The organism is Nocardia sp. NPDC051570, assembly GCF_044454005.1.
Classification (GTDB): Bacteria; Actinomycetota; Actinomycetes; order Mycobacteriales; family Mycobacteriaceae; genus Nocardia.
Genome location: NZ_JBITDI010000005.1, coordinates 237,174 through 261,733, shown reverse-complemented (window position 1 = coordinate 261,733; position 24,560 = coordinate 237,174). Strand labels below are relative to the sequence as shown.

The 24,560-nt window shown below is 68.3% G+C and carries 24 protein-coding genes; 11 read left to right on the top strand and 13 right to left on the bottom strand.

From position 1 onward, the window contains the following. The first annotated feature begins 26 nt into the window (after window positions 1–26). The 6 genes from ACIA76_RS14600 (at window position 27) to ACIA76_RS14575 (ending at window position 6,641) form a co-directional block, all read left to right on the top strand. The gene (locus ACIA76_RS14600) at window positions 27–1,085 is read left to right on the top strand and encodes a DNA polymerase IV (protein WP_397152274.1); all 1,059 of its coding nucleotides are present in this window, start codon (window positions 27–29) and stop codon (window positions 1,083–1,085) included. A 56-nt stretch (window positions 1,086–1,141) separates the two neighbouring features. Next, entirely contained in the window at window positions 1,142–1,927 is a 786-nt protein-coding gene (locus tag ACIA76_RS14595; RefSeq protein ID WP_397152273.1) for an enoyl-CoA hydratase/isomerase family protein, read from the top strand. Window positions 1,928–1,942: 15 nt separating this feature from the next. Next, window positions 1,943–3,718, top strand: coding sequence for a hypothetical protein (locus tag ACIA76_RS14590; RefSeq protein ID WP_397152272.1), 1,776 nt, complete (start codon window positions 1,943–1,945; stop codon window positions 3,716–3,718). 38 nt (window positions 3,719–3,756) lie between these two features. Then, window positions 3,757–4,749: an oxidoreductase gene (locus tag ACIA76_RS14585; RefSeq protein WP_397152271.1), complete on the top strand. Its 993-nt coding sequence runs from the start codon at window positions 3,757–3,759 to the stop codon at window positions 4,747–4,749. A 42-nt stretch (window positions 4,750–4,791) separates the two neighbouring features. Continuing rightward, complete coding sequence (locus ACIA76_RS14580) at window positions 4,792–5,364, top strand: TetR/AcrR family transcriptional regulator (RefSeq protein ID WP_397152270.1); 573 nt, start codon at window positions 4,792–4,794, stop codon at window positions 5,362–5,364. An 89-nt stretch (window positions 5,365–5,453) separates the two neighbouring features. Next, a complete protein-coding gene (locus tag ACIA76_RS14575) occupies window positions 5,454–6,641 on the top strand; it encodes a Cmx/CmrA family chloramphenicol efflux MFS transporter (RefSeq protein ID WP_397152269.1) in 1,188 nt (395 codons plus the stop codon). A 48-nt stretch (window positions 6,642–6,689) separates the two neighbouring features. Here the strand turns inward: ACIA76_RS14575 and ACIA76_RS14570 are convergent, their stop codons facing one another. From ACIA76_RS14570 to ACIA76_RS14535, 8 genes are all read right to left on the bottom strand, one after another. Next, complete coding sequence (locus ACIA76_RS14570; RefSeq protein WP_397152268.1) at window positions 6,690–6,920, bottom strand: ferredoxin; 231 nt, start codon at window positions 6,918–6,920, stop codon at window positions 6,690–6,692. 10 nt (window positions 6,921–6,930) lie between these two features. After that, on the bottom strand, window positions 6,931–8,133 hold the full coding sequence (locus ACIA76_RS14565) for a cytochrome P450 (RefSeq protein ID WP_397152267.1): 1,203 nt from the start codon (window positions 8,131–8,133) through the stop codon (window positions 6,931–6,933). Between the two features lie 96 nt (window positions 8,134–8,229). After that, the gene (locus ACIA76_RS14560) at window positions 8,230–8,814 is read right to left on the bottom strand and encodes a TetR family transcriptional regulator (protein ID WP_397152266.1); all 585 of its coding nucleotides are present in this window, start codon (window positions 8,812–8,814) and stop codon (window positions 8,230–8,232) included. A 217-nt stretch (window positions 8,815–9,031) separates the two neighbouring features. Then, complete coding sequence (locus ACIA76_RS14555) at window positions 9,032–9,427, bottom strand: ArsR/SmtB family transcription factor (RefSeq protein WP_397152265.1); 396 nt, start codon at window positions 9,425–9,427, stop codon at window positions 9,032–9,034. Continuing rightward, window positions 9,427–10,083 (bottom strand): SRPBCC family protein, encoded by a 657-nt coding sequence (locus ACIA76_RS14550; RefSeq protein WP_397152264.1) that lies wholly within the window; start codon window positions 10,081–10,083, stop codon window positions 9,427–9,429. The genes ACIA76_RS14555 and ACIA76_RS14550 overlap by 1 nt, the downstream gene beginning before the upstream one ends. Before the next feature lie 31 nt (window positions 10,084–10,114). Further along, window positions 10,115–10,981 (bottom strand): LLM class flavin-dependent oxidoreductase, encoded by an 867-nt coding sequence (locus tag ACIA76_RS14545; RefSeq protein ID WP_397152263.1) that lies wholly within the window; start codon window positions 10,979–10,981, stop codon window positions 10,115–10,117. 35 nt (window positions 10,982–11,016) lie between these two features. Next, window positions 11,017–11,340, bottom strand: a complete 324-nt coding sequence (locus ACIA76_RS14540) for a hypothetical protein (protein WP_397152262.1) — start codon at window positions 11,338–11,340, stop codon at window positions 11,017–11,019. Between the two features lie 4 nt (window positions 11,341–11,344). Continuing rightward, a complete protein-coding gene (locus ACIA76_RS14535) occupies window positions 11,345–11,836 on the bottom strand; it encodes an SRPBCC family protein (protein WP_397152261.1) in 492 nt (163 codons plus the stop codon). Between the two features lie 132 nt (window positions 11,837–11,968). Between ACIA76_RS14535 and ACIA76_RS14530 the strand changes: the two genes are divergently transcribed. Together ACIA76_RS14530 and ACIA76_RS14525 are read left to right on the top strand one after the other, a co-directional pair. Further along, window positions 11,969–12,442 (top strand): MarR family winged helix-turn-helix transcriptional regulator, encoded by a 474-nt coding sequence (locus ACIA76_RS14530; RefSeq protein WP_397152260.1) that lies wholly within the window; start codon window positions 11,969–11,971, stop codon window positions 12,440–12,442. Between the two features lie 63 nt (window positions 12,443–12,505). Further along, the gene (locus ACIA76_RS14525; protein WP_397152259.1) at window positions 12,506–12,928 is read left to right on the top strand and encodes an SgcJ/EcaC family oxidoreductase; all 423 of its coding nucleotides are present in this window, start codon (window positions 12,506–12,508) and stop codon (window positions 12,926–12,928) included. Between the two features lie 69 nt (window positions 12,929–12,997). Here the strand turns inward: ACIA76_RS14525 and ACIA76_RS14520 are convergent, their stop codons facing one another. Next, window positions 12,998–14,878, bottom strand: a complete 1,881-nt coding sequence (locus ACIA76_RS14520; protein WP_397152258.1) for an ABC transporter ATP-binding protein — start codon at window positions 14,876–14,878, stop codon at window positions 12,998–13,000. A gap of 138 nt (window positions 14,879–15,016) precedes the next feature. On the opposite strand from ACIA76_RS14520, the gene ACIA76_RS14515 reads away from it, so the two are divergent. From ACIA76_RS14515 to ACIA76_RS14505, 3 genes are all read left to right on the top strand, one after another. Then, window positions 15,017–15,919 carry an NADP-dependent oxidoreductase gene (locus tag ACIA76_RS14515; RefSeq protein WP_397152257.1) on the top strand — a complete coding sequence of 301 codons (903 nt, stop codon included), beginning with the start codon at window positions 15,017–15,019 and terminating at the stop codon, window positions 15,917–15,919. 93 nt (window positions 15,920–16,012) lie between these two features. Then, window positions 16,013–19,135, top strand: a complete 3,123-nt coding sequence (locus ACIA76_RS14510; RefSeq protein ID WP_397152256.1) for an FAD-binding and (Fe-S)-binding domain-containing protein — start codon at window positions 16,013–16,015, stop codon at window positions 19,133–19,135. A 316-nt stretch (window positions 19,136–19,451) separates the two neighbouring features. Next, window positions 19,452–20,348, top strand: a complete 897-nt coding sequence (locus tag ACIA76_RS14505; protein WP_397152575.1) for a DNA-3-methyladenine glycosylase family protein — start codon at window positions 19,452–19,454, stop codon at window positions 20,346–20,348. 4 nt (window positions 20,349–20,352) lie between these two features. Here the strand turns inward: ACIA76_RS14505 and ACIA76_RS14500 are convergent, their stop codons facing one another. Genes ACIA76_RS14500 through ACIA76_RS14485 form a run of 4 tightly spaced genes read right to left on the bottom strand, consistent with a single transcriptional unit; the run spans window position 20,353 to window position 24,235 of the window. After that, window positions 20,353–21,624: an ABC transporter substrate-binding protein gene (locus ACIA76_RS14500; RefSeq protein ID WP_397152574.1), complete on the bottom strand. Its 1,272-nt coding sequence runs from the start codon at window positions 21,622–21,624 to the stop codon at window positions 20,353–20,355. Beyond that, window positions 21,621–22,442 (bottom strand): carbohydrate ABC transporter permease, encoded by an 822-nt coding sequence (locus tag ACIA76_RS14495; RefSeq protein WP_397152255.1) that lies wholly within the window; start codon window positions 22,440–22,442, stop codon window positions 21,621–21,623. The genes ACIA76_RS14500 and ACIA76_RS14495 overlap by 4 nt, the downstream gene beginning before the upstream one ends. Continuing rightward, window positions 22,432–23,295, bottom strand: a complete 864-nt coding sequence (locus ACIA76_RS14490; protein WP_397152254.1) for a carbohydrate ABC transporter permease — start codon at window positions 23,293–23,295, stop codon at window positions 22,432–22,434. Before ACIA76_RS14490 ends, ACIA76_RS14495 begins: the two co-directional genes overlap by 11 nt. Window positions 23,296–23,344: 49 nt before the next feature. Continuing rightward, entirely contained in the window at window positions 23,345–24,235 is an 891-nt protein-coding gene (locus ACIA76_RS14485; RefSeq protein ID WP_397152253.1) for a helix-turn-helix domain-containing protein, read from the bottom strand. Between the last annotated feature and the right edge of the window lie 325 nt (window positions 24,236–24,560).

Sequence of the window (24,560 nt, the reverse complement as noted above, 5' to 3'; positions counted from 1 at the left end):
TCACCGGTATGCGGTAAGACGAGAGTGTGCCCCGGTGGCTGTTGCACGTGGATCTCGACCAGTTCCAGGCGGCGGTGGAGTTCCGCCGCCATCCGGAGCTGCGGGACCGACCGGTCATCGTCGGCGGTAACGGCGATCCGGACGAGCCGCGCAAGGTGGTGACCTGCGCGTCCTATGCGGCGCGCGGCTTCGGTGTGCGGGCCGGGATGCCGCTGCGCACCGCGGCCCGCATATGTCCGCAGGGCGTCTTCCTGCCGCTGGATATGGCGGCCTACGAACAGGCGTCCGATCAGGTCATGGAGTTGTTGCGCGGTTTCCCGGTGCGAGTGGAGGTGCTCGGCTGGGACGAGGCGTTCCTCGCCGCCGACGTCGACGATCCCGAGCGCTTGGCTCGTGAGATCCGCGCGGCCATCGCCGCGGTGGAGCTGTCCTGCTCGATCGGCATCGGCGATAACAAGCTGCGCGCGAAGCTGGCCACCGGCTTCGCCAAATCCGTCGGTAAGGGCGAATCGGCCGCGCCGGGCGGCGACGGGATCTTCAGGCTCACCGCCGACAACTGGACCGAGCTGATGGCACACCGCCCGACCAGCGCCCTGTGGGGCGTCGGCGCGCGCATCGCGAAACGCCTGTCCGACCTGGGGATCGAGACGGTGGCGCAGCTCGCGGCGGCCGATCGTGAGGCGCTGGCCGCGGAATTCGGCCCCAACACCGGCCCGTATCTCTGGGTCCTCGGCCACGGCATCGCCGATACCGATGTGGTGACCGAACCACGAATTCCGGTGGGCCGCAGCAGATCCGAGACCTTCCCGCAGGATCTCACCGACCGCGCCGAGATCGAACGACAGGTCGCGCGCCTGGCCGCCGAGGTGGCCGAGGAGACGATCGCGGCGGGCCGCGTCATCGGGCGCGTCGGAGTCACCGTGCGCACCAAGACCTTCTACACCCGCACCAAACAGCGCAAACTCGCCGCGCCGACCACCGACGTCGACGAGATCGTGCGCGCCGCCGTGGCGATCCTCGACCGCTTCGAGCTCGACCGCCCGGTCCGATTGCTCGGCGTGCGGCTGGAACTGATCCCGCGATGATCGCCGGAATCGGGTTTGACATGCTGGGCGGGCAGACTCGACGGGAAGGCAACGGCATGACCGATTACGAGACGGTCCGGTTCGAGCGGACGGGCAGCATCGCCCGGCTCACCCTCGATCGGCCGACGGCCGCGAACGGGATCGACGCGACCATGGGCCGGGAGCTGGCGACGATCGCCGCGCTGTGCGCCGACGATCCCACGCTCAAGGTGGTCACGCTGACCGGCGCCGGGAAGTTCTTCAGCGCCGGGGGCGATCTGAAGGCGATGTCCGCGGCGCCGGGCGGGTCCGGGGACTATGTCAAACATCTGGCCGACGATCTGCATCAGGCGCTGTCGTCGTTCGCGCGGATGGACGCGCTGCTGCTGGTCGCGGTCAACGGCACGGCCGCCGGCGCCGGTTTCAGCATCGCGGTCGCGGCCGATCTGGTCGTCGCGGCCGAATCCGCCTCCTTCACCATGGCCTACACCCGCGCCGGGCTCAGCCCCGACGGCGGCGCGTCCTATTACCTGCCGCGCCTGATCGGCCTGCGTCGCACGCAGGAGCTCATGCTGACCAACCGCACCCTCTCGGCCGCCGACGCCCTCGACTGGGGGCTGCTGCATCGCGTGGTCCCCGATGCCGAACTGGCCACCACGGTCGACGGCCTGGCCGCCCGGTTCGCGGCCGGACCCCGGCATGCCAATGCGAATGTGAAGAAGCTGCTGCTGGTCTCCTCCGGCCATACCCTCGAGGAACAGCTCGCCCGCGAGGCCGCCTTCATCACCGCCTGCGCCGACTCCGACGACGGTCGCGAGGGGATCACCGCCTTCCTGACCAAGCGCGCGCCCAGCTTTCGCTGATCAGCCGCTCGCCGGATGGGTCGCGCGCGCCCGGTTCTCGTCGTCGCGGCCTGCCTGATCGCAGTCCAGCTCGGGATTCGCGGTTGGGTGGCCGCGCATGGCTACTTCTATTGGGACGATCTGATCCTGGTCGGCCGGGCGGGTAGATATCCGCTGCTGTCGGCGGATCTGCTGGCCCACAACCATGACGGGCACGTCATGCCGCTGGCCTACGTGACGGCCTGGGTGGCGATGGCCGTCGCGCCGCTGGCGTGGGCTGCTCCGATGGTCTCGATGCTGGTGCTGCAGGCGGCGGCGTCGGTGGCGGTGCTGCGAATGGTGGTGGTGCTCACTGGTTCCCGATCGCGATGGGCGGCACTCGGCGCGTTCACCTTCTATCTGTTCTGCCCGTTGACGATTCCCGCGTTCGCGTGGTGGGCCGCGGCGCTGAACGCGCTGCCGCTGCAGTGCGCGCTGGCCTGGACGATCGCCGACGCGGTGCTGCTGGTCCGCACGGGTCGGCGGCGCTACGCCTGGTCCGGCCTCGCGGCGGTGACGGTCGCGCTGCTGTTCTTCGAAAAGGCCGCGGTGACACCGTTCGTGGCCTTCGGCGCGGCCGCGCTCGCACTGTACGTCGACGGCCGGGCTCGGCCGATCCGCACGGTGGCCCGCCGGGGCGTGCTGCTGTGGTCCGGGTCGGCGTTGCTGCTGTCCGGTTGGCTCGCAGCGTATTTCGCGGTCGCCGAGGTGTCGCCGGTCCGCAGCAGCGCGGCCGGTATCCGCGGTCTGCTGCACAGCGCCACCTCGCTCGGCATCGTGCCGACCCTGCTCGGCGGCCCGTGGGCCTGGGCCCGCTGGCTGCCGTCGACACCCTGGGCCACACCACCCGCCTGGGCGGTGTGGCTGTCCTGGGTGGCGCTGGGAGTCGTTGCCGCACTGACGATTCGAGCCAACCACCGCACCCTCGCGATATGGCTGGCACTACTCGGCTACATCGCGATCGCCCAGCTCCCGGTCCTGATGATCCGCGGCGGCCCGAACACTGCGGCCGAACTCATGCAGTCCCTGCGCTACCTCGCAGACGTGGCGGTAATCCTGACTGCCGCGGGCGCATTACTGCTGCGCGCTCGCGCGCGAGACCACCCCCGCGAGATCGCCCGCATCCCGCACGGCGCGCCATACACCCTCTCGCTCACACTGGCCGTCGCATTCGTCGCGAGCAGCCTGTGGTCCACGAGCACCTTCGTCCGTTCCTGGTCGGTCAGCCCGACCCGGACCTATCTCACCAATGCCACCGCCGCCCTCCGCTCCGGCGATCCCGTGCTCGATCAGGAGGTCCCCTGGGATGTGCTCAGCCCGCTGACCCACCCCCAGAATCTCGTGAGCCATGTCCTGTCCGCGGTCGCGCCGCCGGGTGCCTTCGCCGATTCCACTCCTCGGCTGCGTATGTTCACCGATTCCGGAACCCTGGTCGATGCTCAGGTCTGGTGGAATCGCGCGATCCTGCCCGGTCCAACCCCGGACTGCGGCTACCACATCGCCACCGAACAACCCGTCGATCTGCCCCTCGACGGCCCACTCCTCGACAACGGCTGGACCGTCCAGCTCAACTACCTCGCCAGCCGAGACGGCCGGATCACGGTCTCCCTCGAATACGGTACGGCGGTCGTCGCCCCGGTCACCGCGGGTCTGCACACCGTCTACGTGCGAGTGATCGGCGGCGGCAGCGCCCTCCGAATCGGTTCCCACACTCCGGGATTGGACCTCTGCCTGGGCGTCGGCCCGGTCGGAATCGCCCACTACGACCGTTGACCACGACACCGGCCCGGACCCGACCTATGCTCGGACTCATGTTCTGGGCGATGGTGGCGCACGAGACGGACAATGGTGTGACGTTGGCGCGCGAGGAGGTCGGCGACGACTTCCTCGGGCCGGGCACGGTGACGATCAAGGTGCACTTCTCGAGTGCCAACTTCAAGGACGGGCTGGCTATCACCCGCGGCGGCGGCGTGGTGCGCGCGTATCCGATCATCCCCGGCATCGATATCGCCGGCGAGGTCACCGAATCCGCGGATCCGCAGTTCGTCCCCGGCGATCGGGTGATCGCACACGGTTACGACCTGGGCGTCTCGCATCACGGCGGCTTCGCCGAATACGCCCGCGTCCCCGCGGAATGGGTGGTGAAGCTCGACGGGCTGACCACCCGGGAGGCGGCCGCGATCGGCACGGCCGGCTACACCGCGGCCATGAGCGTGCAGGCCCTGCTGGATCGCGGCCTGACCCCCGATTCGGGTCCGGTGCTGGTGACCGCCGCGACCGGCGGCGTGGGCAGCGTGGCCGTGGACATCCTGGCCGGTCTCGGATTCGAGGTGGTCGCCTCGACCGGCAAGACCGATGCGAGCGAACTGCTGTCCACCCTCGGCGCGAAATCCGTGATCGGCCGCCTGCCCGAGGATCCGGACGCCAAGCTGCGCCCCCTCGGCAAGGCCCAGTGGGCGGGCGCGGTCGACAGCGTGGGCGGCACATCCCTGGCGTACATCCTCAGCGCGATCAAGTACGGCGGCGCGGCGGCGATCAGCGGACTCACCGGCGGGGCCGAACTGCCCACCACCGTCATGCCGTTCATCCTGCGCGGCGTCGCCCTGCTGGGCATCGATTCGTCCCAGTTCCCGATCGACCGGCGTCGCGCCCTGTGGACCCGCCTGGGCCACGACCTCAAACCCCGGCACCTCGCGGCCGTCGAGAACTACGCGCCCATCACGCGGGTCGAGGAGGTCCTCGGCGCCATCCGTGCCGGGCATCACTCCGGCCGCACGGTTCTCGGTGTGGCGGGCGAGTTCTGACGGTTTTGGACTGATTGATGCAAAACATGCTAGGGTCGGGCCATGGCGCGACCCAAGCAGTTCGAGGAGGACCGGGCGATCGACGCCGCGATGCGCGCGTTCTGGTCGTCCGGCTACGAGGGCACCTCGACGCAGGAACTCTGTGCCGCAACCGGTTTGGGCCGCAGCAGCATCTACAACACCTTCAGCAGTAAGCGCGATCTGTTCCTGCGGTCGCTGCGGCGGTACATGGATGCCAGGAACGAGGCGACCTTCGCGACGCTCGATGGCCCCGGTTCGGTCAAGGATCGGCTGCGGCGGCTGCTGTGGAATGTCATCGACGCGCCGGAGGATGATCCGCTGGGCTGCCTGGTGGTGAACTCGATGGTCGAATTGGGCCCGCGCGACGAGGAGATCTCCGATCTGCTGCGCGCCGATATGGATCGGCGACTGACCGCGCTGACCGCGACGATCGCCGCCGGGCAGGGGGCCGGTGAGATCCGAAGGGCCAGGCCCGCGGCCGAACTCGCGAACTTCGTGACCGCCACCGTCACCGGGATGCGCGTGGCCGCCCGCGGCGGGGCCGACCGTGCGATGCTCGAGTCCATCGCCACCGTCGCGCTGGACAGTCTGTGATGTACCGCCCGAACTGATATCGCTTCGCGCCGAAGGTTTTCGCGCACTCCAGTTTTGAACCAAACGATACAAAACGACAAGGATCTCCGATGCCGTTAGCCGTCTACATCCTGGGCCTCTCGATATTCGCCCAGGGCACCTCGGAACTGGTCACCGCGGGCCTGCTCCCGGAACTGTCCAGCGACCTCGGCGTCTCGATTCCGCAAGCGGGACTGTTGATCTCGGCCTTCGCGCTGGGCATGTTGTTCGGCGCGCCGATCCTCGCCGTCGTCACCATGCGCTGGTCCCGGCGCACCGCGCTGATCGCCTTCCTCGCGGCCTTCCTCCTCGCCCATGTGGCCGCGGTCCTCACCTCGGACTACTGGGTGCTGTTCGCCACCCGCGTGATCGCCGCCTTCGTCTACGCCGGATTCTGGTCGGTGGGCGCCGCGGCCGCCGTCGCGATGGTTCCGGAGAATGCTCGCGGCCGGGCGATGAGCATTGTCGCGGGCGGACTCACCGTGGCCACCATCGTCGGGCTGCCCGCCGGCACCTTCATCGGCCAGCATCTCGGCTGGCGGGCCGCGTTCTGGGCGGTGACGATCCTGTCGGCGATCGCGATGGCCGGGGTCCTCTCGCGGGTGCCCGACAGTCGCCCCGACAGCACGCCGGATCTCCGAAAAGAGCTGCGCGCCATGGCCACCGGACAGGTCGCGCTGCTCTACGGCATCAGCACCCTGGCCCTCGCCGGGCTCATGGCCACCTTCGGCTACCTCGGTGCGCTGCTGATCGAGACGACCCGGGTGGCTCCGGCCTGGGTGCCCGTCCTGCTCGCCGTCTACGGCATCGGCGCCTTCCTCGGCATCGGCATCGGCGGCCGCACCGCCGACGCCCATCCGACGCGCACCCTCGTCGTCGGCATCGTCGGGCTGACGATCACCTCGGCCCTGCTGGCCCTCACAGCCCACCACATCGCCGCGGTGGTGGTCCTGGTATTCCTGTTGGGCGCGTTCGGATTCGGCACCAATCCGGTCTCCAGCAGCCGCGTCTACACCCTGGCCCCCGCCGCGATCACCCTCGGCCCCGCGGGCAACGTCGTCTCGTTCAACATCGGTATCACCCTGGGCCCCTGGCTCGGCGGCCTGGCCCTCGGCGCGGGTATGGACTACCCGTCGGTCGCCTGGATCTGCAGCGGCCTGAGCCTCGGAGCGCTCGGCTTGGTCGTCTGGTCGCAGCTATTGCATCGTCGTACCGAAACCAGCAGCGCGGCACCGCGATTGATCGAGGCGGTCGGCTGAGATACCTCGGCGGCCGATGCGGGACCGGTGTCGCGCAACCGGTCCCGCTCAGCCCTGCGGAGCGATGACCTCTCCCGAATCGGCCGCGCGGATCAGGATCGCCTCCACCGGACAGTATTCGGCGGCGTCGGCGACGGTGTCGTCCGGGGCGATGACCTCGGAGGTCGGGGTGGAGTGGCCGTCGACGAGGGTGAAGTGGTTCGACGCGGTGCCGACACACATGCCGGATCCGATGCAGATGTCCCGGTCGACCGTGACGCGCCATTTCTGTTCGGACATCAGGCTTTCCTCACCAGCTCACCGAGAGCTGCCGTGGGCCGCGCACCAGCAGCCCGACCTTCCACGGCACCTCGTCGGCGGGGACCGCCAGCCGCAGTGCCGGGAACCGCCGCAGCAGCGAGCCGAGGGCGACCTGCAGTTCCACCCGGGCCAGCTGTGCGCCCAGGCAGTGATGCACGCCGTGCCCGAAGGCCATGTGCGGGTTGTGTTCCCGGATGAGGTTCAGGATCTCGGGATCGGTGAAGACCGACTCGTCGCGGTTGGCCGCCTGGGTGTTGACGAACACCGCCTCCCCGGCGCGCACGGTGACACCGGCCAGCTCGAGATCCTCGGTCGCCACCCGCGCCGAACCGCCGCCGGAACCCAGCTGCACATAGCGCAGCAGCTCCTCGACCGCGCTGGGTACCGATTCGGGGTTGTCGCACAGGAACTTCCACTGTTCGGGCATCGTCAGCAGCAGATAGGTGAAGTTGGCTATCTGATTGGCCGTGGTCTCGTGGCCCGCGACCAGGATGCCGATTCCCATCTGGACCAGCTCGTCCTCGGTGAGCCGTTCCTTCTCGTCGCGGGCGGCGACCAGCGCGCCGAGTAGATCGTCGGTCGGGCGCTCGCGGCGCTCGGCGACCAGTTCGGCCAGATAACGCTCCAATTCGACTCGGGCGGCGTCGATCTCCTCGCGGGTGTAGGCGGTGGTCGACAGCACGGTATCGGAGAAGTCGCGGAATCGGTGCTGGTCTTTCGTTGGCACACCGAGCATTTCGCAGATCACGGTGACCGGCAGCGGCAGCGCGAAGCGCTGCACCAGATCGGCCGGGCGGCCGGAGCCCTCGAGCTCGTCGAGCAGCCCGTCCACGATCTCCCGCACATGCGGCCGCAGCTGTTCGACGCGGCGGCCGGTGAACGCCTTCGCGACCAGCCTGCGCAGCCTGCTGTGCTCGGGCGGATCCATGCTCAGCAGCGAATTCGGGCGCGGCGGAACGGGTGCCACGCGGGGGATGTCCTCGCGGTCCACCGTGACCGCGCGGCTGAAGCGTGGATCGGCGAGGACCTGTTTGACGTCCTCATAGCGGGTGACCAGCCAGCCCTCCCCGCCGTAGGGCAGCTTCACCCGCGAAATCGGTTCCTCGCGACGCAGTTTCGCATAGAGCGGGTGTATATCGAGGCGGACTGGTGCGCCGAAAGGGTATTGGCGCGCTTCGGTATTCACGGTCATGGGGGCTCCCTTACCCGACGCCGACACAGCATGTAAGCGAATGCTTACAACTCAATGTAAGCGCCGCCACGCCACCCCGTCAACGACTGAATCCCGTTATGCCGGTGGGAAATTCGTATCCAGATCGGGCAGCAGCACCCGCGCGGCGCGCAGCACATGCCGGGCAACGTCGGCCGGATCGGCCCCGGCCAGCGGTTCGCGCTGATGCACCGAACGGATCAGCGCGATGCCCAGCAACCAGGCCAACACCAGATCGGCGCGCAGCTCCCCATCCGGTCCATCGGCGAGCGTGGCCAGTTCGCGGACGTATTCGTCGCCCAGTTCCTGGCGAATGGCCGCCGCACCCTCGTCATGTCCGCTGGAGCGCAGCGCCGCCTGCAGCCAATGCCCCGGCATCGCCGCATCGGTGGGCTCCAGCATCCGGGCCAGCAGCCGCGCCAGCAACCCGCCCGCCTCGCCCTCCTGGAGCACCTGCCGCCCCCGATCCGCGATCGCGGACCGGAACAGCTCGTCCTTACTCCCGAAGTACCGGAACAGCAGCGCCTGATTCACCCCCGCGCGCCCCGCGATATCCCGCACGGTCGCCCGCTCGAACCCCCGCTCCGCGAACAACTCCTGTGCCGCTCCCAAAATCGCCGCCCGCGTGGCCCCCGCATCACGTTTACGCTGATCCCCGGCCATCTACCCTCCGCTGACGAATTCCTGCCCCCGCAGCGTAGGGGTAAGGACGCCCGCATGCGCGGGCGACAGCGGAAGTCGGTGCCATCGGACCGGATTCTTGTGCACTATGGCCTCTTTCGAGCCGCATGTACCCGCTCGATCCCGGGTGATACCGGCACGCACTGTTCACATGAACGACGAGACCTCGGTGGACGACTCATGAACGAGCGGCCGCCCCTCAGGCATGTCGAGCCTGTCTGCCGGGCGCATCCTCCCCGGGTCGATCGGACGGCGCCGCGCGCCGTCGCTTACCGCGGGCTATCTCGGTGGCGAGTGCGTCCAGCGGTTGCGCGAATTGCGCCAGCGGATCGGTCAATTCGGTCAGCCATGAGCGGGCCGCGTCCAGACCCGACCGATCGAGGGCGTAGAACCGGCGGGCGCCCTCGGCGCGGACGCTCACCAGTCCCGCATCGCGAAGTACCTTGAGGTGCTGGGAAACTCCGGGCTGGGAGATCGGGGTATGCCGTTGGACGGCGGCCACGACCGCACCGGCGGGCTGCTCATCCGCCGCCAGCAGGACGAGGATGGAGCGGCGGACCGGATCGCCGAGCGCGTCGAAGACATTGACGCCCATCAGGATTCGGAACTCTCCTCGGGCTCGATCGTATAGAAGGCGATGGTTCGCTCCGCGGCCGCGCGCGCATCGGCCGGATCGTCGCCGTCGGCGGCGGCAGCCTCCGCCCAGTCCAGCGCCGCGGTCCGGACGAATGCGATCCCCTCGGGGGTGGTCGGAAAGGCCAGTCCCTCCATGGGATCGACGGGCGCCGCGGTCGACAGATGGACGCCCAGACCCATCAGCGACAGATCCCAGCCGACCCCGACCGCGCCCGGCCCGAACCGCGTCCAGAACTCGGGGTCGACCGGCGCCTCATGCGCCAGCTCCAGCATCGTGCCGTCGGCGACCGGCGTGAGGGTGATCTCCAGCCACGAGATCTGCGAGCGCATCTCCCAGGTGACGCCGATCCGATGCGGCTGCTCACAGCGCTCGACGACACCGCCCGCATTGCCCTCGAACTGATAGCGCCCGCCGACCTTCAGATCGCCGCTCACCGGCAGGAACCAGCGCGGGATCCGCTCGGCATCGGTCAGCGCATCCCAGAGATCGCCCTGGTCGGTGGCATAGCCGCGCCGGGTGACCACGATCCTGGTCGGCATATCGTCGCGGGAACCGGAACGGACCTCGCGCACGACGAGTCCGGCGAGGGCTACGGGATCGGTGACCAGGGCCATGACCTTCTCCTCTCATAAGTTTTTACTTATATTACCGTACTCGCTCCTTCCTCGGCAGGGTGTCGGCGAGCCGGATGACCTCGTCGAGGTCGTCCGTGGCGGGGACGAAGATGATCTCGTCGACGCCGAGGTCGGAGTAGTCCGCGATGGACTGCTCGATCATTGCCGGGGTGGTGCAGAGCACCACGTTGGCGGCGATGCCTTCGGGGGCCAGCCGGTAGAAGTCCTGGATGTTCGCCCGGCCGGTCTCGGTGTCACCCAGTGCGAAGTAGGCGAGTACGACGAGTTTCGGAGCGCCTCGGCGGCCTGCCCGCTGCCAGGCTCGTTTCGCCGCCTCGAAGCTGGGCGCTGTCATGGCCGGCGGCAGCGAACCACCGATGTACCCCTCGCCCCAGCGCACCATGCGGTTCAGGGTGGGAGCGGAGTACCCGCCGAACAGCATGGGGACTTGCCGGGTTCCCGATGGCACGGCCGGGTTCGGTCCGTTGCCGACCGGATTGCCGCTCCATACATCGCGGTAGGTCGCCAGGTCGGATTCCAAGCGCGCGCCGCGACTATCGAGTCCGTGCCCGGGCACGACGAATTCGTCCTCGCGCGACCCGACCCCGACGCCGAGGGTGAGGCGTCCGCCGGAGATACCGTCGATGCCCGCGATTTCCTTGGCCAGCAAGGCACTCGGCCACGTCGGGGCCAGCAGGACCGCGCTGAGCAGGCCGATCGTTGTGGTCGCTCCCGCCGCGGCCGCCAGCGCGACGGTGTCGCTCACGCCCGGGTAGGCGTAGCGCCCGGTCGTGGCGAGTGTGGAAAACCCCGCGTCCTCGGCCCGCGCTGCCCAGCGCGGGATGATCGACGGGCTGAGGTCGCGCACCTGATTCGGAAGTCCGATGCCGATCCGCACGGGCGATTCCTTTCTGCGGCTGGGCCATTCGTGAGTCACAGCGTGTCCGGAAGGGAACGGAAGAACTCGCGGATATCGGAGGTGAGCTCCTCCGGCGCTTGCAATGCGGGGAAGTGCCCGCCGCGGTCGTACTCCCGCCAGCGCGTGACCACATTGGACAGCCCTGCCAGAACCTGAATGACGTTGTCCCCGGGGAAGTTCGCCACCGCCGTGGGAACCCCCGACGGAGAAGGTCTACCCGCCCGCAGCTCGGCCCCGGGCAATTCATCGGGCCATCGGATGCGGTCCAGGCGCTCGGCCAGGTCCGCGAGGTCTGCTTCGGGAATGGTGATCCGGAAGGGGCGAGGTGCGGATGACATCGTTTCAGGCGCCCATCTCGACCAGCGTCTTGAGCCGCGGCAGAGTCTTCTCGATGCCTTCGGCGTTCCAGCGCGGCCACGGTGTGCGCACCAGCAGTCCGCGTATCGGCGAGGTGGACAGGTCGCAGGTCTCGGTCACCCGCGTACCGCCGTCGACCTCCTCGAGTTCGTAGCGCCAACGGTGCTTGCCGGGATGGCACCACGCGATGCGCCGATCCACCTCGAACTCGACGACCGTATTGAGGATCCGGTAGCGCACACCGAACAGTTTCATGTCGGCCCTGAACGTGGCGTCCATACTCAGCCGATCCGGTCCCGAGATCATGTTCCGCACGGTGCCGGACCCGTCGAAATCGGTGTGGCGGTGGGGATTTGCGAGCACCGAGAACACCGCCGATGGCGGTGCGGCGATGACGATGTCGCGTGAGATCCGGAGTGGACGGGGTACGGAGGGCATTCGGCTCTCCAGGTTCACCTGTCGGTTGCCTGTGCTCATCAGAGTCCTTCGGCAGAGCGTCATTTCATGGGCAGGCCGAACATTACGAGTCTAGATAGTTTTAGTCAAGATGATTTGGTATCAACTGATACGACTTGGACCTAACTCGCCGGACCGGCTACCATGCCCGCTATGGAGACTTCACGACCGCCCGATGTCGCAGAGAACGGTCAGGTCTCCCGCCCGAACGATCTCGCCTTCCTGCTGCATGCGGCGAACGCGCACATGGCAAACCATCTCGACCGCGCCGCGGTCGAGATCGGATTGAAGGACATGCGCGACTGGCTCGTACTCGCCGCACTCGAGGACGGAGAGCACGCGAACCAACTCGAACTGAGTCGTATTGTGTGCGTCGACAAGTCGACCCTGATCAGCGTGCTCGACCGCCTCGAACAGCAGAAACTCGTCACACGCACCGTCGCTCCGACCGACCGGCGCGTGCGGATCCCCCGTATCACGGACGCGGGTAAGCGTATTTACGCCAAGTTCGCCGTGGCCCGCGACGCCGCCGAGGCCCGCGCGTTCGACGGAGTCCCCAGTGCGCAACGAAAGCTTGTGCTGAGCATGCTGGCACGGGTAGCCGAGCGCGACCTCGCCGCGACCTAGTTCGCCAGCGGGCTCAGCCGCCACCTTGACCCTGACCTTGGTTGAGGTTCAACAATTCGATGCATGCATGATGACGCCGACGTGATCCGAAAACTACTCGATCGCTATACCGAACTCTGGATTCAGCATGAGATGCAGGAGTGGGGACAGCTGTTCACCGAGGACTGCGACTTCATCACGCACCGTGGCGTGTGGTGGCGATCGCGGGAGGACAATGTGCGCGGCCACGAGGATGTACCCGAATCCGTTCTGGCGCAGAAGAAGAACTACAGCCAGACGATCGTCGACATCCAGCCTCTCGCCCCCGGAGTGGTCTTGATACATACGGAGTGGATATGGCCCGATCACGTCCTACCCGGCGCTACCGCTGGTGAGGACCGCCGTGGTCTCATCACCGCGGTGCTCGTCCAACGATCGGGGCGCTGGTTGATCCGGGCGGCACACAATACGCGACTCAACGGACTCGACGATTTCGCGATTCAGTAGCTGTTCGCAAGGCTGGCCTTGGAATTATGGGACGTCAGTCGAGGAGTGAGCGCTCCGCGCATTACTCTGTTATGCCGCAACACCTTCGGTGTCATCCGCGAACTGGGTGCGGTACAGCTCCGCGTATCGTCCGCCGGCGGTGAGTAGTTCGGTATGAGAGCCCTGCTCGATCACGCGGCCATCTTCGATGACCAGGATCTTGTCGGCGCTCCGGACGGTCGACAGGCGGTGTGCGATGACCAATGCGGTGCGGCCCTCGAGGGCTTCGGTGAGGGCTTCCTGTACCGCCGCCTCGGAGGTGGAGTCCAGTGATGCTGTCGCCTCGTCGAGGATCACCACGCGGGGCTGCTTGAGGAGCAGGCGGGCGATGGTCAGGCGTTGGCGTTCGCCGCCCGAGAGGCGGTAACCGCGTTCTCCCACAACGGTATCCAGGCCGTCCGGCAGGGAGGCCACCAGAGTGCGCAGCCTCGCCCGCTCCAGGGCGTCCCACAGATCCGATTCGCTCGCCTCGGGGCGGGCCAGCAGGAGATTGTCCCGAATGCTGGAGTGGAACAGGTGGCCGTCCTGGGTGACCAGGCCGACCGCGTCCTGGATGGAACGTCCGGTCAGTTCGCGCACGTCGACGCCGCCCAGCCGGACCGCACCGGAATCCACGTCGTACAGGCGGGAAACCAGTTGGGCGATGGTGGACTTCCCGGCGCCGGACGATCCGACCAATGCGATCATCTGCCCGGGCTCGGCGTGCAGGGAAATCCCGTGCAGCACTTCGATTCCGCCGCGCGTGTCCAGGGTGGCGACATCCTCCAGCGAGGCGAGCGACACCTTGTCGGCGGACGGATAGCCGAAGCGCACATCGTCGAACTCGACCGAAACGGGCCCGGCGGGAACGGATTTCGCATCGGGAGCGTCCTCGATCAGCGGCTTCAGATCCAGGATCTCGAAGACCCGCTCGAAGCTCACCAGCGCCGACATGATGTCGACCCGTGCGCTCGCCAGTGCGGTCAGCGGGCTGTAGAGGCGGGTCAGCAGCAGTGAAAGCGCCACCACCGCACCGGCATCCAGCTCACCGCGCAGCGCGTACCAGCCGCCCAGTCCGTATACCAGTGCCACCGCGAGCGCCGACACCAGTGTCAACGCGGTCACGAAGACGGTCTGCAGCATGGCCGTGCGCACGCCGATATCGCGCACCCGCCCGGCCCGCAGCGCGAAATCCGCCGACTCCTGACGCGGCCGCCCGAACAGCTTGACCAGCGTCGCGCCGGGTGCGGAGAAGCGCTCGGTCATCTGAGTGCTCATCGAGGCGTTGAGCTGCGCCGCCTCGCGCTGGATTCCGGCGATCCGCTCGCCCATCCGCCGTGCCGGCAGCATGAACAGCGGCAGCAGCACCAGGGCCAACAGGGTGATCTGCCACGACAGCCGGACCATGACCCCGAGCGTGAGCACCAGCGTCACGATATTGGTGACCACACCCGACAGCGTGGTGCTGAACGCCCGCTGCGCGCCCATCACATCGTTGTTGAGCCGGCTCACCAGCGCTCCGGTGCGGGTGCGGGTGAAGAAGGCGATCGGCATCCGCTGCACGTGATCGAATACGGCCGTGCGTAGGTCCAGGATCAATCCCTCGCCGATCCGCGCGGACAGCCACCGGATGACGATGCCCAGCGCGGCGTCGAGCACCGCGACCACGCCGATGATCGCGGCCACTCCCACCACCGACCGCGGCTCGGCATGGCCGACGATATCGTCGACCACCCGCCCGGCCAGCACCGGATTGGCCACCGCCAGTACCGCGGACAGCACGCTGAACAGCAGGAATCCGATGAGCGGTCGCCGATGCGGGCGGGCGAAGCGCAGGATGCGCGCGGCCGTGGCGCGGCTGAGCTTGCGCTGCTCCTGCGGCGCATGCATCTGCCGATACAGCTGACTCCACGCCACCGATTCGATGCTCATCCACCGCTCCTTCCGCTCCCGGATCATTCAACCCCGGCCCACCGACACTAAGACCTCAACAAAGGTTGAGAGCAAGACTTCCCGGCACGATCCGCTGTTCGCGGACAGCGAAAGGTTCCAGCCGTAGAGTCGGTGGGCGTGAAGGCCATTCAATTCGAGCGTTTCGGCGGACCCGAGGTTTTGGCACTGGTCGACCTGCCCGTGCCCGAGCCCACCGGGGCCCAGGTCCGGGTGGCGGTGCGCGTGGCGGGGGTCAATCCCGCGGACTGGAAGCGCCGCGAGGGTTCGTTCGGTCCGCAGCAGTTCCCGGCGGGTACCGGATTCGAGATCGCCGGTGTGGTGGATGCGGCCGGTCCGGACGCCTCCTGGCGGGTGGGCGACGAGGTGATCGGCTGGGCGGCCGACAACCGCGGTTATGCCGAATACGCGCTGTCCACGCAGCTGGCGCCCAAACCCGCGACGCTGTCGTTCCCGGATGCGGTGGCGGTGCCCGTCGCGGCCAATACGGCCTCCGGCGGACTCGAGGTGCTGGGCGTGAAGTCCGGCGAGACCCTGGTGATCAACGGTGCGTCCGGTGCGGTCGGGGCGATGGCCGTGCAGCTCGCGCGGGCGACCGGGGCGCGGGTCATCGGCACGGCGTCGCAGCGCAATCAGCAGGTGGTGCGCGATCTGGGCGCCGAGCCCGTCACCTACGGCGACGGTGTCGCCGAGCGGATCCGGGCGCTGGCGCCCGACGGTGTCGATGCGATCTTCGACTGCGCGGGCCACGGATTCCTCGATGCCGCAATCGAATTGCGCGGCGGCGTCGACCGCATCGTCACCATCGCCGATGGCGCCGCGGCCGAGAAGGGCGTGCCGTTCTACTCCCGTCAGGGCGGTGCGGCCCTCGATATCGTCGAGCGGGTGGCGCGCCTGGTGGCCGACGGCGAGTTCCGGCTGCCCGGCGCGGCGCGGAGCTATCCGCTCGCCGAGGCCGCCGCGGCGCAGCGCGAGAGCCAGACGGGCCACGGGCTGGGCAAGATCGTCATCACCGTCGGCTGACCTGGGCGGCACAGCGGTGCGGCGGCCTCGATCCGGAGCCGCGCCGCCGTCATGCCCGGCCGGTCGCATGCGGTCGCGGATTACTGTGGCCTTATGACCGATTCGTGGGTGCGGGCGCTGCGCGCCGGGATCGACGGTGAGGTGGACACCGATGAGCGGCGGCGCGCGGAGTACTCCTCCGACGCCTCCAACTATCGGGTCCGCCCGGCCGCGGTGGTCTTCCCGCGCGGTGAGGCCGATATCGCGGCGGCGCTCGAGCTGGCGCGGGCCGAGGGTCTGGCGGTCACCGCGCGCGGCGCGGGAACCTCGGTGGCGGGTAATGCGATCGGGCCCGGGCTGGTGCTCGACTTCAGCCGCCATCTGCATGCCGTCCTGGAGGTCGACCCCGAAAGGCGCTGGGCCCGCGTACAACCCGGCCTCGTGCTGGCCCGCCTGCAGCAGGCGGCCGCACCGCACGGACTGCGCTTCGGCCCCGATCCCTCGACCCAGAACCGCTGCACCCTGGGCGGCATGATCGGCAACAATGCCTGCGGACCTCGGGCGGTGGCCTGGGGCCGAACCTCCGATACCGTGCGTGAATTGAGGATTCTAGACGGGACCGGCAGCGAGCGGATCCTCGGCGAGGGTCTGTCGTCGGTCCCGGGTCTGACCGAATTCACCCACCGTCATCTGGGCCTGATCCGCACCGAGCTGGGCCGCTTCGATCGCCAGGCCTCGGGCTATGGCCTGGAACACCTACTGCCGGAACGAGATTCGTCGGCGGCCAGGGCGTTCGTCGGCGCGGAGGGCACCTGCGGGCTGCTGCTGGAGGCGACCGTGAACCTGGTCCCGCTGCCGGTGGCCACGATGCTGGTGGTGCTCGGCTATCCCGATATGCCCACGGCGGCAGACGATATCGCCTCGGTCATGGCCTGCGCACCGATCGCGGTGGAGGGTATCGACGCCCGCCTGGTGGATGTGGTGCGCGCCCATCGCGGGACGGTTCCTCCGCTGCCCCGGGGCGGTGCCTGGCTGTTCGTGGAGCTCGCGGCCGACAGCGCCGAACTCGCGCACGAGCAGGCGATACTGCTGTGCCGCAGCGCGAATGCGCTCGACAGCCGAATCGTCGACGACACTGCCGAGGCCGCACGGCTGTGGCGGATTCGCGCCGATGGGGCCGGGCTGGCCGGACGCACGCCCGACGGCCATCCGGCATGGCCCGGCTGGGAGGACGCCGCGGTGCCGCCCGAGAAGCTGGGCCCCTACCTGCGCGAATTCGATGAGCTCATGCATGCGCACGGCGTGGACGGGCTGCTGTACGGACATATCGGCGACGGCTGTATCCACGTCCGGCTGGATCTGCCGATCGCCGACGCGCCGAAGCGTTTCCGGGCTTTCCTCGAGGATGCGACGGATCTGGTTGTCCGCCACGGTGGTTCGCTGTCGGGCGAGCACGGCGACGGACGGGCCCGCTCGGAGTTGCTGGCGCGCATGTATTCGCCGCAGGCGCTGGCGGCCTTCGGCGAATTCAAGGGTCTGTTCGATCCCGACGACATCCTCAATCCCGGAGTGCTGGTGCGGCCGCGCCCGATCGACGCGGACCTGCGGCTGGCGGGCCTGCGGGCGATACCGCCCGCCGCGGGATTCGCCTTCCCGGTCGACGGCGATATCGGCGCGGCCGTGCATCGCTGCGTCGGAATCGGCAAGTGCCGGGCCGATACCCGCGCCACCGGCGGTTTCATGTGCCCGTCCTATCTGGCCACCGCCGACGAGAAGGACAGCACCCGCGGCCGCGCCCGCGTCCTGCAGGAGGTGACCCGCGGCGCCCTCGACTGGCGCTCCCCCGCCGTCGCCGAATCCCTGGACCTCTGCCTGTCCTGCAAGGCCTGCGCCTCCGACTGCCCCGCCGGCGTCGATATGGCCACCTACAAGTCCGAAACCCTGCACCGCCGCTACCACCACCGCCCCCGCCCCCTGGACCACTACGCCCTGGGCCAACTCCAGCGCTGGCTCACAGCCGCCACCCGAATCCCCCGAACGATCAACGCCCTCTCGGCCCTGGCCCCCCTACGCCGCTTGGCGCTGCGCGCCGCCCGCATGGACCCCCGCCGCGAGGTCCCCGCCCTGGCGCACAAGAGTTTCCGCACCCAATGGCATAACCTCCGAACCACCGCACCGGGCTCTGGCCTTTCCCAGACGCTCGGCGGGGAGGACACTCACATCCCGGATCCCAGTCGGGAGGTCACCCACATTCCGGGCCCCAGTGGGGAGGTCACCCACATTCCGGACCCCAGTCGGGAGGTCACCCACATTCCGGACCCTGGTGGGGAGGTCACCCACATTCCGGGCCCCGGTGGGGAGGACGCCCACGCCCCTGGCCCCGTCAGGAAGGTCACCCACATCTCTGGTCCGGGTGGGGAGGTCACCCACATCCCTGGTCCGGGTGGGGAGGTTACCCACATCCCTGGTCCCGGCGAGCTTTTGGCCGGGACGCAAGCTCCCCACTCGATGTCCGGAGAATCGGAAGGGCCGGTGCGGGCTGCGGTCATGCTCTGGGTGGACACGTTCACCGATGCGTTCGATCCCGAAATCGCCTGGGCCGCAGTGGAACTCATCGAATCGCTGGGATACGAGGTGAGTATCCCCGAGCGCCGGGTGTGCTGCGGGCTCACCTGGATCAGCACTGGTCAACTCGCCGGTGCGCGAAAGCGGTTGCGGGCCACGTTATCCGCGCTCGAGAAGCATGTGGCCGCCGGTGGGGTGGTGGTCGGGTTGGAACCGTCGTGCACGGCGGTGCTGCGCTCGGAGTTGACGCAGCTGTTACCGGAGGATCCGCGGGCCGCCCGGACGGCGCGGTCGGTGCGCACGCTCGCGGAGTTCTTGGAGTCCGATCCGGCGTGGCGGCCGCCCGATCTCACCGGACAGTCGGTGCTCGTCCAACCGCATTGCCATCAACACGCGGTGCTCGGTTTCGACGCGGACCGTCGAATTCTGCGGCGAGCGGGTGCGGAAGTGACCGAAATCACTGGATGCTGTGGACTTGCTGGGAATTTCGGTATGCAGTCCGGACATTACGACATTTCGGTTGCGGTCGCGGAAAACGGACTGCTGCCCGCATTGCGCGCGGCTCCGGCCGACGCCCGATTCCTGGCGGACGGTTTCTCCTGCCGCACCCAGGCCGCCCAACTGGGCGGCCGAGCGGGCCGGCATCTGGCCCAGCTCCTGCTGGGGCGGTGAGGGATTCGAGTGGAGGCTCAGCTACCGAACGGCAGAGTGCCCGGCGGGATCTGATAGCCCGAGCTACCAGCGGAAACGCCGCCCCAAGCATTCAACAGCCAGTTCACTAGATTGGTAAGCATCGAAAACCTCCGTCGCGGCGGAATGCCCGTCAATTGCCGACAGGCCGATCTGAATGCAGTAGATCTGAAAGCACATCGCCGCATGTGATCGTTTCGTTTCAACGTACTGGTCGCCACCGATCGGGGCTATTCATAGTTGCCATTCTCACGACGGGAGGCACAATGTCCCGGTGACGATCGATGGCGCGGCGCGCATGGTGACGGCGGACCGCCCGATTGATCTCGCGCACACCGTCGCACCGCTGCGGCGCGGCGCAGGCGATCCGTGCCACCGTGTGAGCGCCGACGGCGCGCACTGGCGAGCATCGCGGCTGCCGAGCGGCCCGGTCACCTATCGCCTGGCCCAGTCCGGTCCGCGGGAGGTATCCGCCCGGGCCTGGGGTCCGGGCGCCGAGGAATTCCTGGACCGACTGCCCCAGATGCTGTGCCTGGACGAGGACGTCACCGACTTCATCCCGGACCATCCTAGAATCGCCGAGGCGCACCGGCGCTTCCCGGGTCTGCGCATGCTGCGCACCGGCCTGGTCTTCGAAACCCTGGTCCCCGCGGTCCTGGAACAGCGCGTGCACACCATCTCCGCCCGCGCGTCCTGGCGAAAGCTGGTGTGGCAGTTCGGCGAACCGGCCCCGGGCCCGACGCCCGAGCCGATGCGGATACCGCCCGCCGCCGAGACCTGGCGCCACATCCCGTCCTGGACCTACCACCGCGCCAACGTCGATCCCCAACGCGCCCGCACGATCGTGCTGGCCGCGCGGATGGCCGACAAACTGGAGCAGGCCGCCACCATGACCCACCCCGAGGCCACCCGCCGCCTGTGCACGGTCCCCGGCATCGGCATCTGGACCGCGGCCGAGATCGCCCAGCGCGCCTTCGGCGATCCGGACGCGTTGTCGGTCGGCGATTTCAACCTCGCGGCCATCGTCGGATGGACGCTGCTCGGCCACCCCCTCGACGACGACGCCATGGTCGAATACCTCGAACCCCTACGCCCGCACCGTTATCGCGCGGTCCGCCTCCTGGAGATCTCCGGCCAGGCCCGCAAGCCCAAGTTCGGCCCACGCACTCCGCTGGTGGATATCGCCGGAATCTGAGCCGTCACTGCCGCCCGGCGGCCTGTTGCGCCGCGTCGCGGGCACGAGACAGCGCCTCGGGCACCGGAATTCGGCCGAGGAACATCTCGCCGAGAATCGGATCGATGGCCTTCAGCGCGGCGGCGAAACCGGGTCCGCCGCCGGAGCCGATCCGCGGTCCGTCGAGCACATCGAAGAACGGGCTCACGTCGATTCCCTTGCGGGCCCAATACTCTCGATAGACGCCCTGATCGGCCACGACCGCCGGAATGGTCGCTCCGTTCTCGCCCAGATACCGATTGCCCTCGGCGCTGCCCAGCCACGCGAGCACCCGGCGCACGGCATCGGGATGGCGCGTGGTGGCATTGCCCGCGACACCGATGGCGTTATCGGTGCTGACCCGCCCCGCCGGGCCCCGTGGCATCAGCGCCACGCCCCACCCGAAGTGTGCCTGCTGCGCGATCTGGGCCAGGTTGTAGGTCCCGGACTGGAACAAGGCCATGCGCCCCTGCAGGAACGCCGTTTTCGTGAAATCGCGGCTGGTATTGGTATCGGCCGCCGAGGGTGCGAGCCCCTCGGCGACGAGCCGGGTCAGATACGTGTAGGCGGTGACGCCCTGCGGATCGTCGAAGACGTACCGCTCACCGTCCTGGAATCGCCCACCGGCCGAGCCCAGATAGGGCAGGTCGATGGATTGAAAGTCGTGGGCGGCGTTGTACGCCCACGGCGCGACGGCCGCGAGCCGCCGCAGCAGTGGCCGCAGCGTATCGTCGGCGCCCGGACTCCACCGCAGCGTCGCCAGCTCGCCCGGATCCACCCGCGCGGCCGCGAGCAGCTCGCGGTTGTAATACACCGCCGTACCACCATCCACGAATTGCGGTACGGCCCATAGCCTTCCGCCACGGGTGTACTGAGCGACCGCCGACGGATCCCACGCCCGGACGGCGCCGGCCCCGAGCAGCGCGCCGATATCGAGCAGTCGCCCGGCGTCCGCATAGTCCTCGTACAGATTCGTCCAGAACAGATCCTCGGCCGCGCCCCCGGCCACATCCAACCGCAGCTTCTCCGGATACGAGGCCCACGGCACGACCGTGATCCGCACGCGCACATCGGGATTCGCCCGCTCGAACGCGTCCAGCGAGGCGCGATAGGCCGGTACGAAACTCTCGTCCCAGATCCGCAGTCGCAGCACCGTATGCCCGGAATCCTGGTCGGTGCGACCCAGCCACAGCGCCGTCGCGATGAGAACGACCGCGGCCAGCGCGATTCCGAGCACGGCCCGCGTCGAGGACTTCATTTCAGCCCTGTCCACGAGATGGACCGCAGCACCTGGCGCTGGAACACCACGAACAGCACCACCAGCGGCGCGATCGCCAGGGTGGTCGCGGCCGTCACCAGCGTCCACCGCGCGTTGTATTCGGTCTGCAGATTCGCCGTCGCCACCGTCAGCACCTGCCAGGTCCGCCCGCTGCTCGCCACCAGCGGCCACATGAAGTTGTTCCACTGCGCGACGATCGTGATCACCGTCAGCGTGGCCAGCACCGGCCGACTCATCGGAACTACCACGTGCACAATGACATCCAGCGTCGACGCACCATCCAGCCTCGCAGCGCCGAGCAATTCCTCGGGTATGCCGCGAAAGTACTGCCGTAACAGGAAGATCGCATACGGCGAGCCGAAGACGAACGGCAGCACCAGCGCCCAGAAGGTGTTGAGCCACCCCAGCTTCGCGAACAGCAGATACAGCGGGATGAGCGTGACCATGGACGGCACCATCATCGTGGCCAGATACACCCAGAACAGCCAGTCCCGTCCCGGAAACTCGGTGCGCGCGAACGCATAGGCCGCCAGGATCGAAAAGACCAACTGCCCGAGCGTGATACACGCCGTCATCAGCGCCGTCACCGCCAGCGCCCGCCCGAGCCCCTGATCCAGGACGGTGCGGAAGTTCTCGCCCGTCACCGGATTCGGCCATGCCAGCGTCGCGCCCGCGCCGAACTGTTCCGGCGTTTTCACCGCCGTGATCGCGCTCAGCACCAGCGGTGCGACCGCCAGCGCAGCCCCGGCCAGCAGCATCAGATAGGCCGCGCCGCCGCGCAGCAGATCAGTCCGCATCGGCGGTCCGATCCCGCAGATACCGATGCTGCGCCACCGTGATCGCGAACAGCACCGCGAAGACCACCAGCGCCATCACCGCCGCCCGCCCCGGCCGCGCCGCGTCGAACGCCTCGGAGAACATGCGCATCGCCACCACATCCGTGCGCCCGCCCGGCCCGCCCTTGGTGAGCGCGTAGACGGTATCGAAGGTCTGGAAGGCCGCCAACATCCCGGTGACGAGCACGAAGAACAGCGTGGGGCGCAGCAGTGGCAGGGTGAGCCAGCGAATCCGCTGCCAGCCGGTGGCGCCGTCGAGCTCCCCGGCGTCGAAGATCTCCCGCGGTATCGCCCGGATGCCCGCGACGAAGAACAACGCCACATAGCCCACATTCGACCAGATGCTCACCGTGGCCACCGACGGCAGCGCCAGCACCGGATCAGACAGCCATTCGATGCGCCGCCCGAGGATCGCATCGATCGCGCCCCCGGTGGGTGCGAACAACCACTGCCACACCACGCCGACCGCGACCGGCGCGCACATCCACGGCAGCGCGTACAACACCCGGAATACCGAGCCGCCCCGGCGGCGCGCCACCAGCAGCGCGACCACGAAGCCCAGAATCGTCTGCGCGGGCACCACCAATGCCGTCAATGCGAGCGTGACCAGCAGCGCATGCCCGAACTCCCCATCGCTGAGCACCGAACGCCAATTCTGCAGCCCCACGAACCGCATGGGCCCCAACAGATTCCAGCTCTGCAGGCTCAGCCAGGCGACCACCGCGATCGGAATCAGCAGAAAGCCGCCGACGCCGATCAGGCTCGGCAACAGCAGCAGATAGCTCGTCACCGCGCGACGAGCCCGTCGATTCATGATCAGCGACGCTACCGCCGATCGACCCGATCGGCGCGTCGCGGCACGGTTACAGCTTCTCGGCCGTCTCGACGAGCATGGTTCGCGACCGCTCCGGCGTCTCGGCCTGGACGACGAGCCGCTCCATCACCACGCGATACAGCTCGAGGTCGGCGCGGCGATCCAGATACAGCGCACTGGTCAGCTGCTCCAGATAGACGACGTCGGGCACCTCGGGATCGCTGAAGCGGAGCATCGTGAACGAACTGCCCGCCGCCGCATGGCCTCCGGCCAGATACGGCAGCACCTGGATGGTGACGTTCGGGCGGTTGGACATCTCCACCAGATGCGTGAGCTGTGTCCGCAACACGTCCCGCCCGCCGATCGGCCGGCGCAGCACCGCCTCGTCCAGCACGGCCCACAGCGCCGGACCGCCGGGAATGTCGAGGATCTCCTGACGCTTGCGGCGCAGCTCCACGCGCCGTCGCGCCGCGGTGTTGTCCTGATTGAGCGCGACCACCGCGCGGGCGTATTCCTCGGTCTGCAGCAGGCCCGGAACCAGCTGACCCTCAAAGGTTCTGATCGACTTCGCCGCACCCTCGAGGCCGAGGTAGGTCTCGAACCAGGCCGGCAGCAGATCGCTGTACTGATGCCACCAGCCGGGCTCGTTGGCCTTGCGGACCAGATCCAGGAACATCGTGCGCTGATCGGTGTCCGCGACGCCGTAGAGGGTCAGCAGATCTTCGATATCGCGCTTCTTGAAACCGGTGCGCCCGAGCTCGAGGCGGCTGATTTTCACATGTGAGCCGCGGATATGGTCGCCCGCGGCCTCCCGCGTGATGCCGAGCTCCTGACGCAGCTTGCGCAGTTGACCGCCGATCGCGATGCGCAGGGCTGTGGGGCCGAGATCGGCTACGCGCGATTCGACCAGTGGTGCGGTACGGACCGGTTCTGGGATCATGACGCCCTACTCCGATGCTCGGCGATCAGCTCGGCGCCTGTGCGCGCTCGTCTGCAAACACACCGCGTCGACTTCCCATAGTATCCCGTGAACGCCCGGGATCATTACGTTCCTCCGTTCCGACTCTTGTGATCCGGATGTATCCGGCCCACGGCGTATTCGAAGCCGCAGGGGTCTGAAGATCGGACACGGTTTCGAACCACCCGGTCGGTCCTTCCGGAATCCGGAAAGTCGGGTCTCGGCGCACCGGACGGTATTTCCATCCGAAAGGGGTTTCGGAGACGAATAGGGATCGCCGCTGTCAATCGGCGAATACTGAACCGAA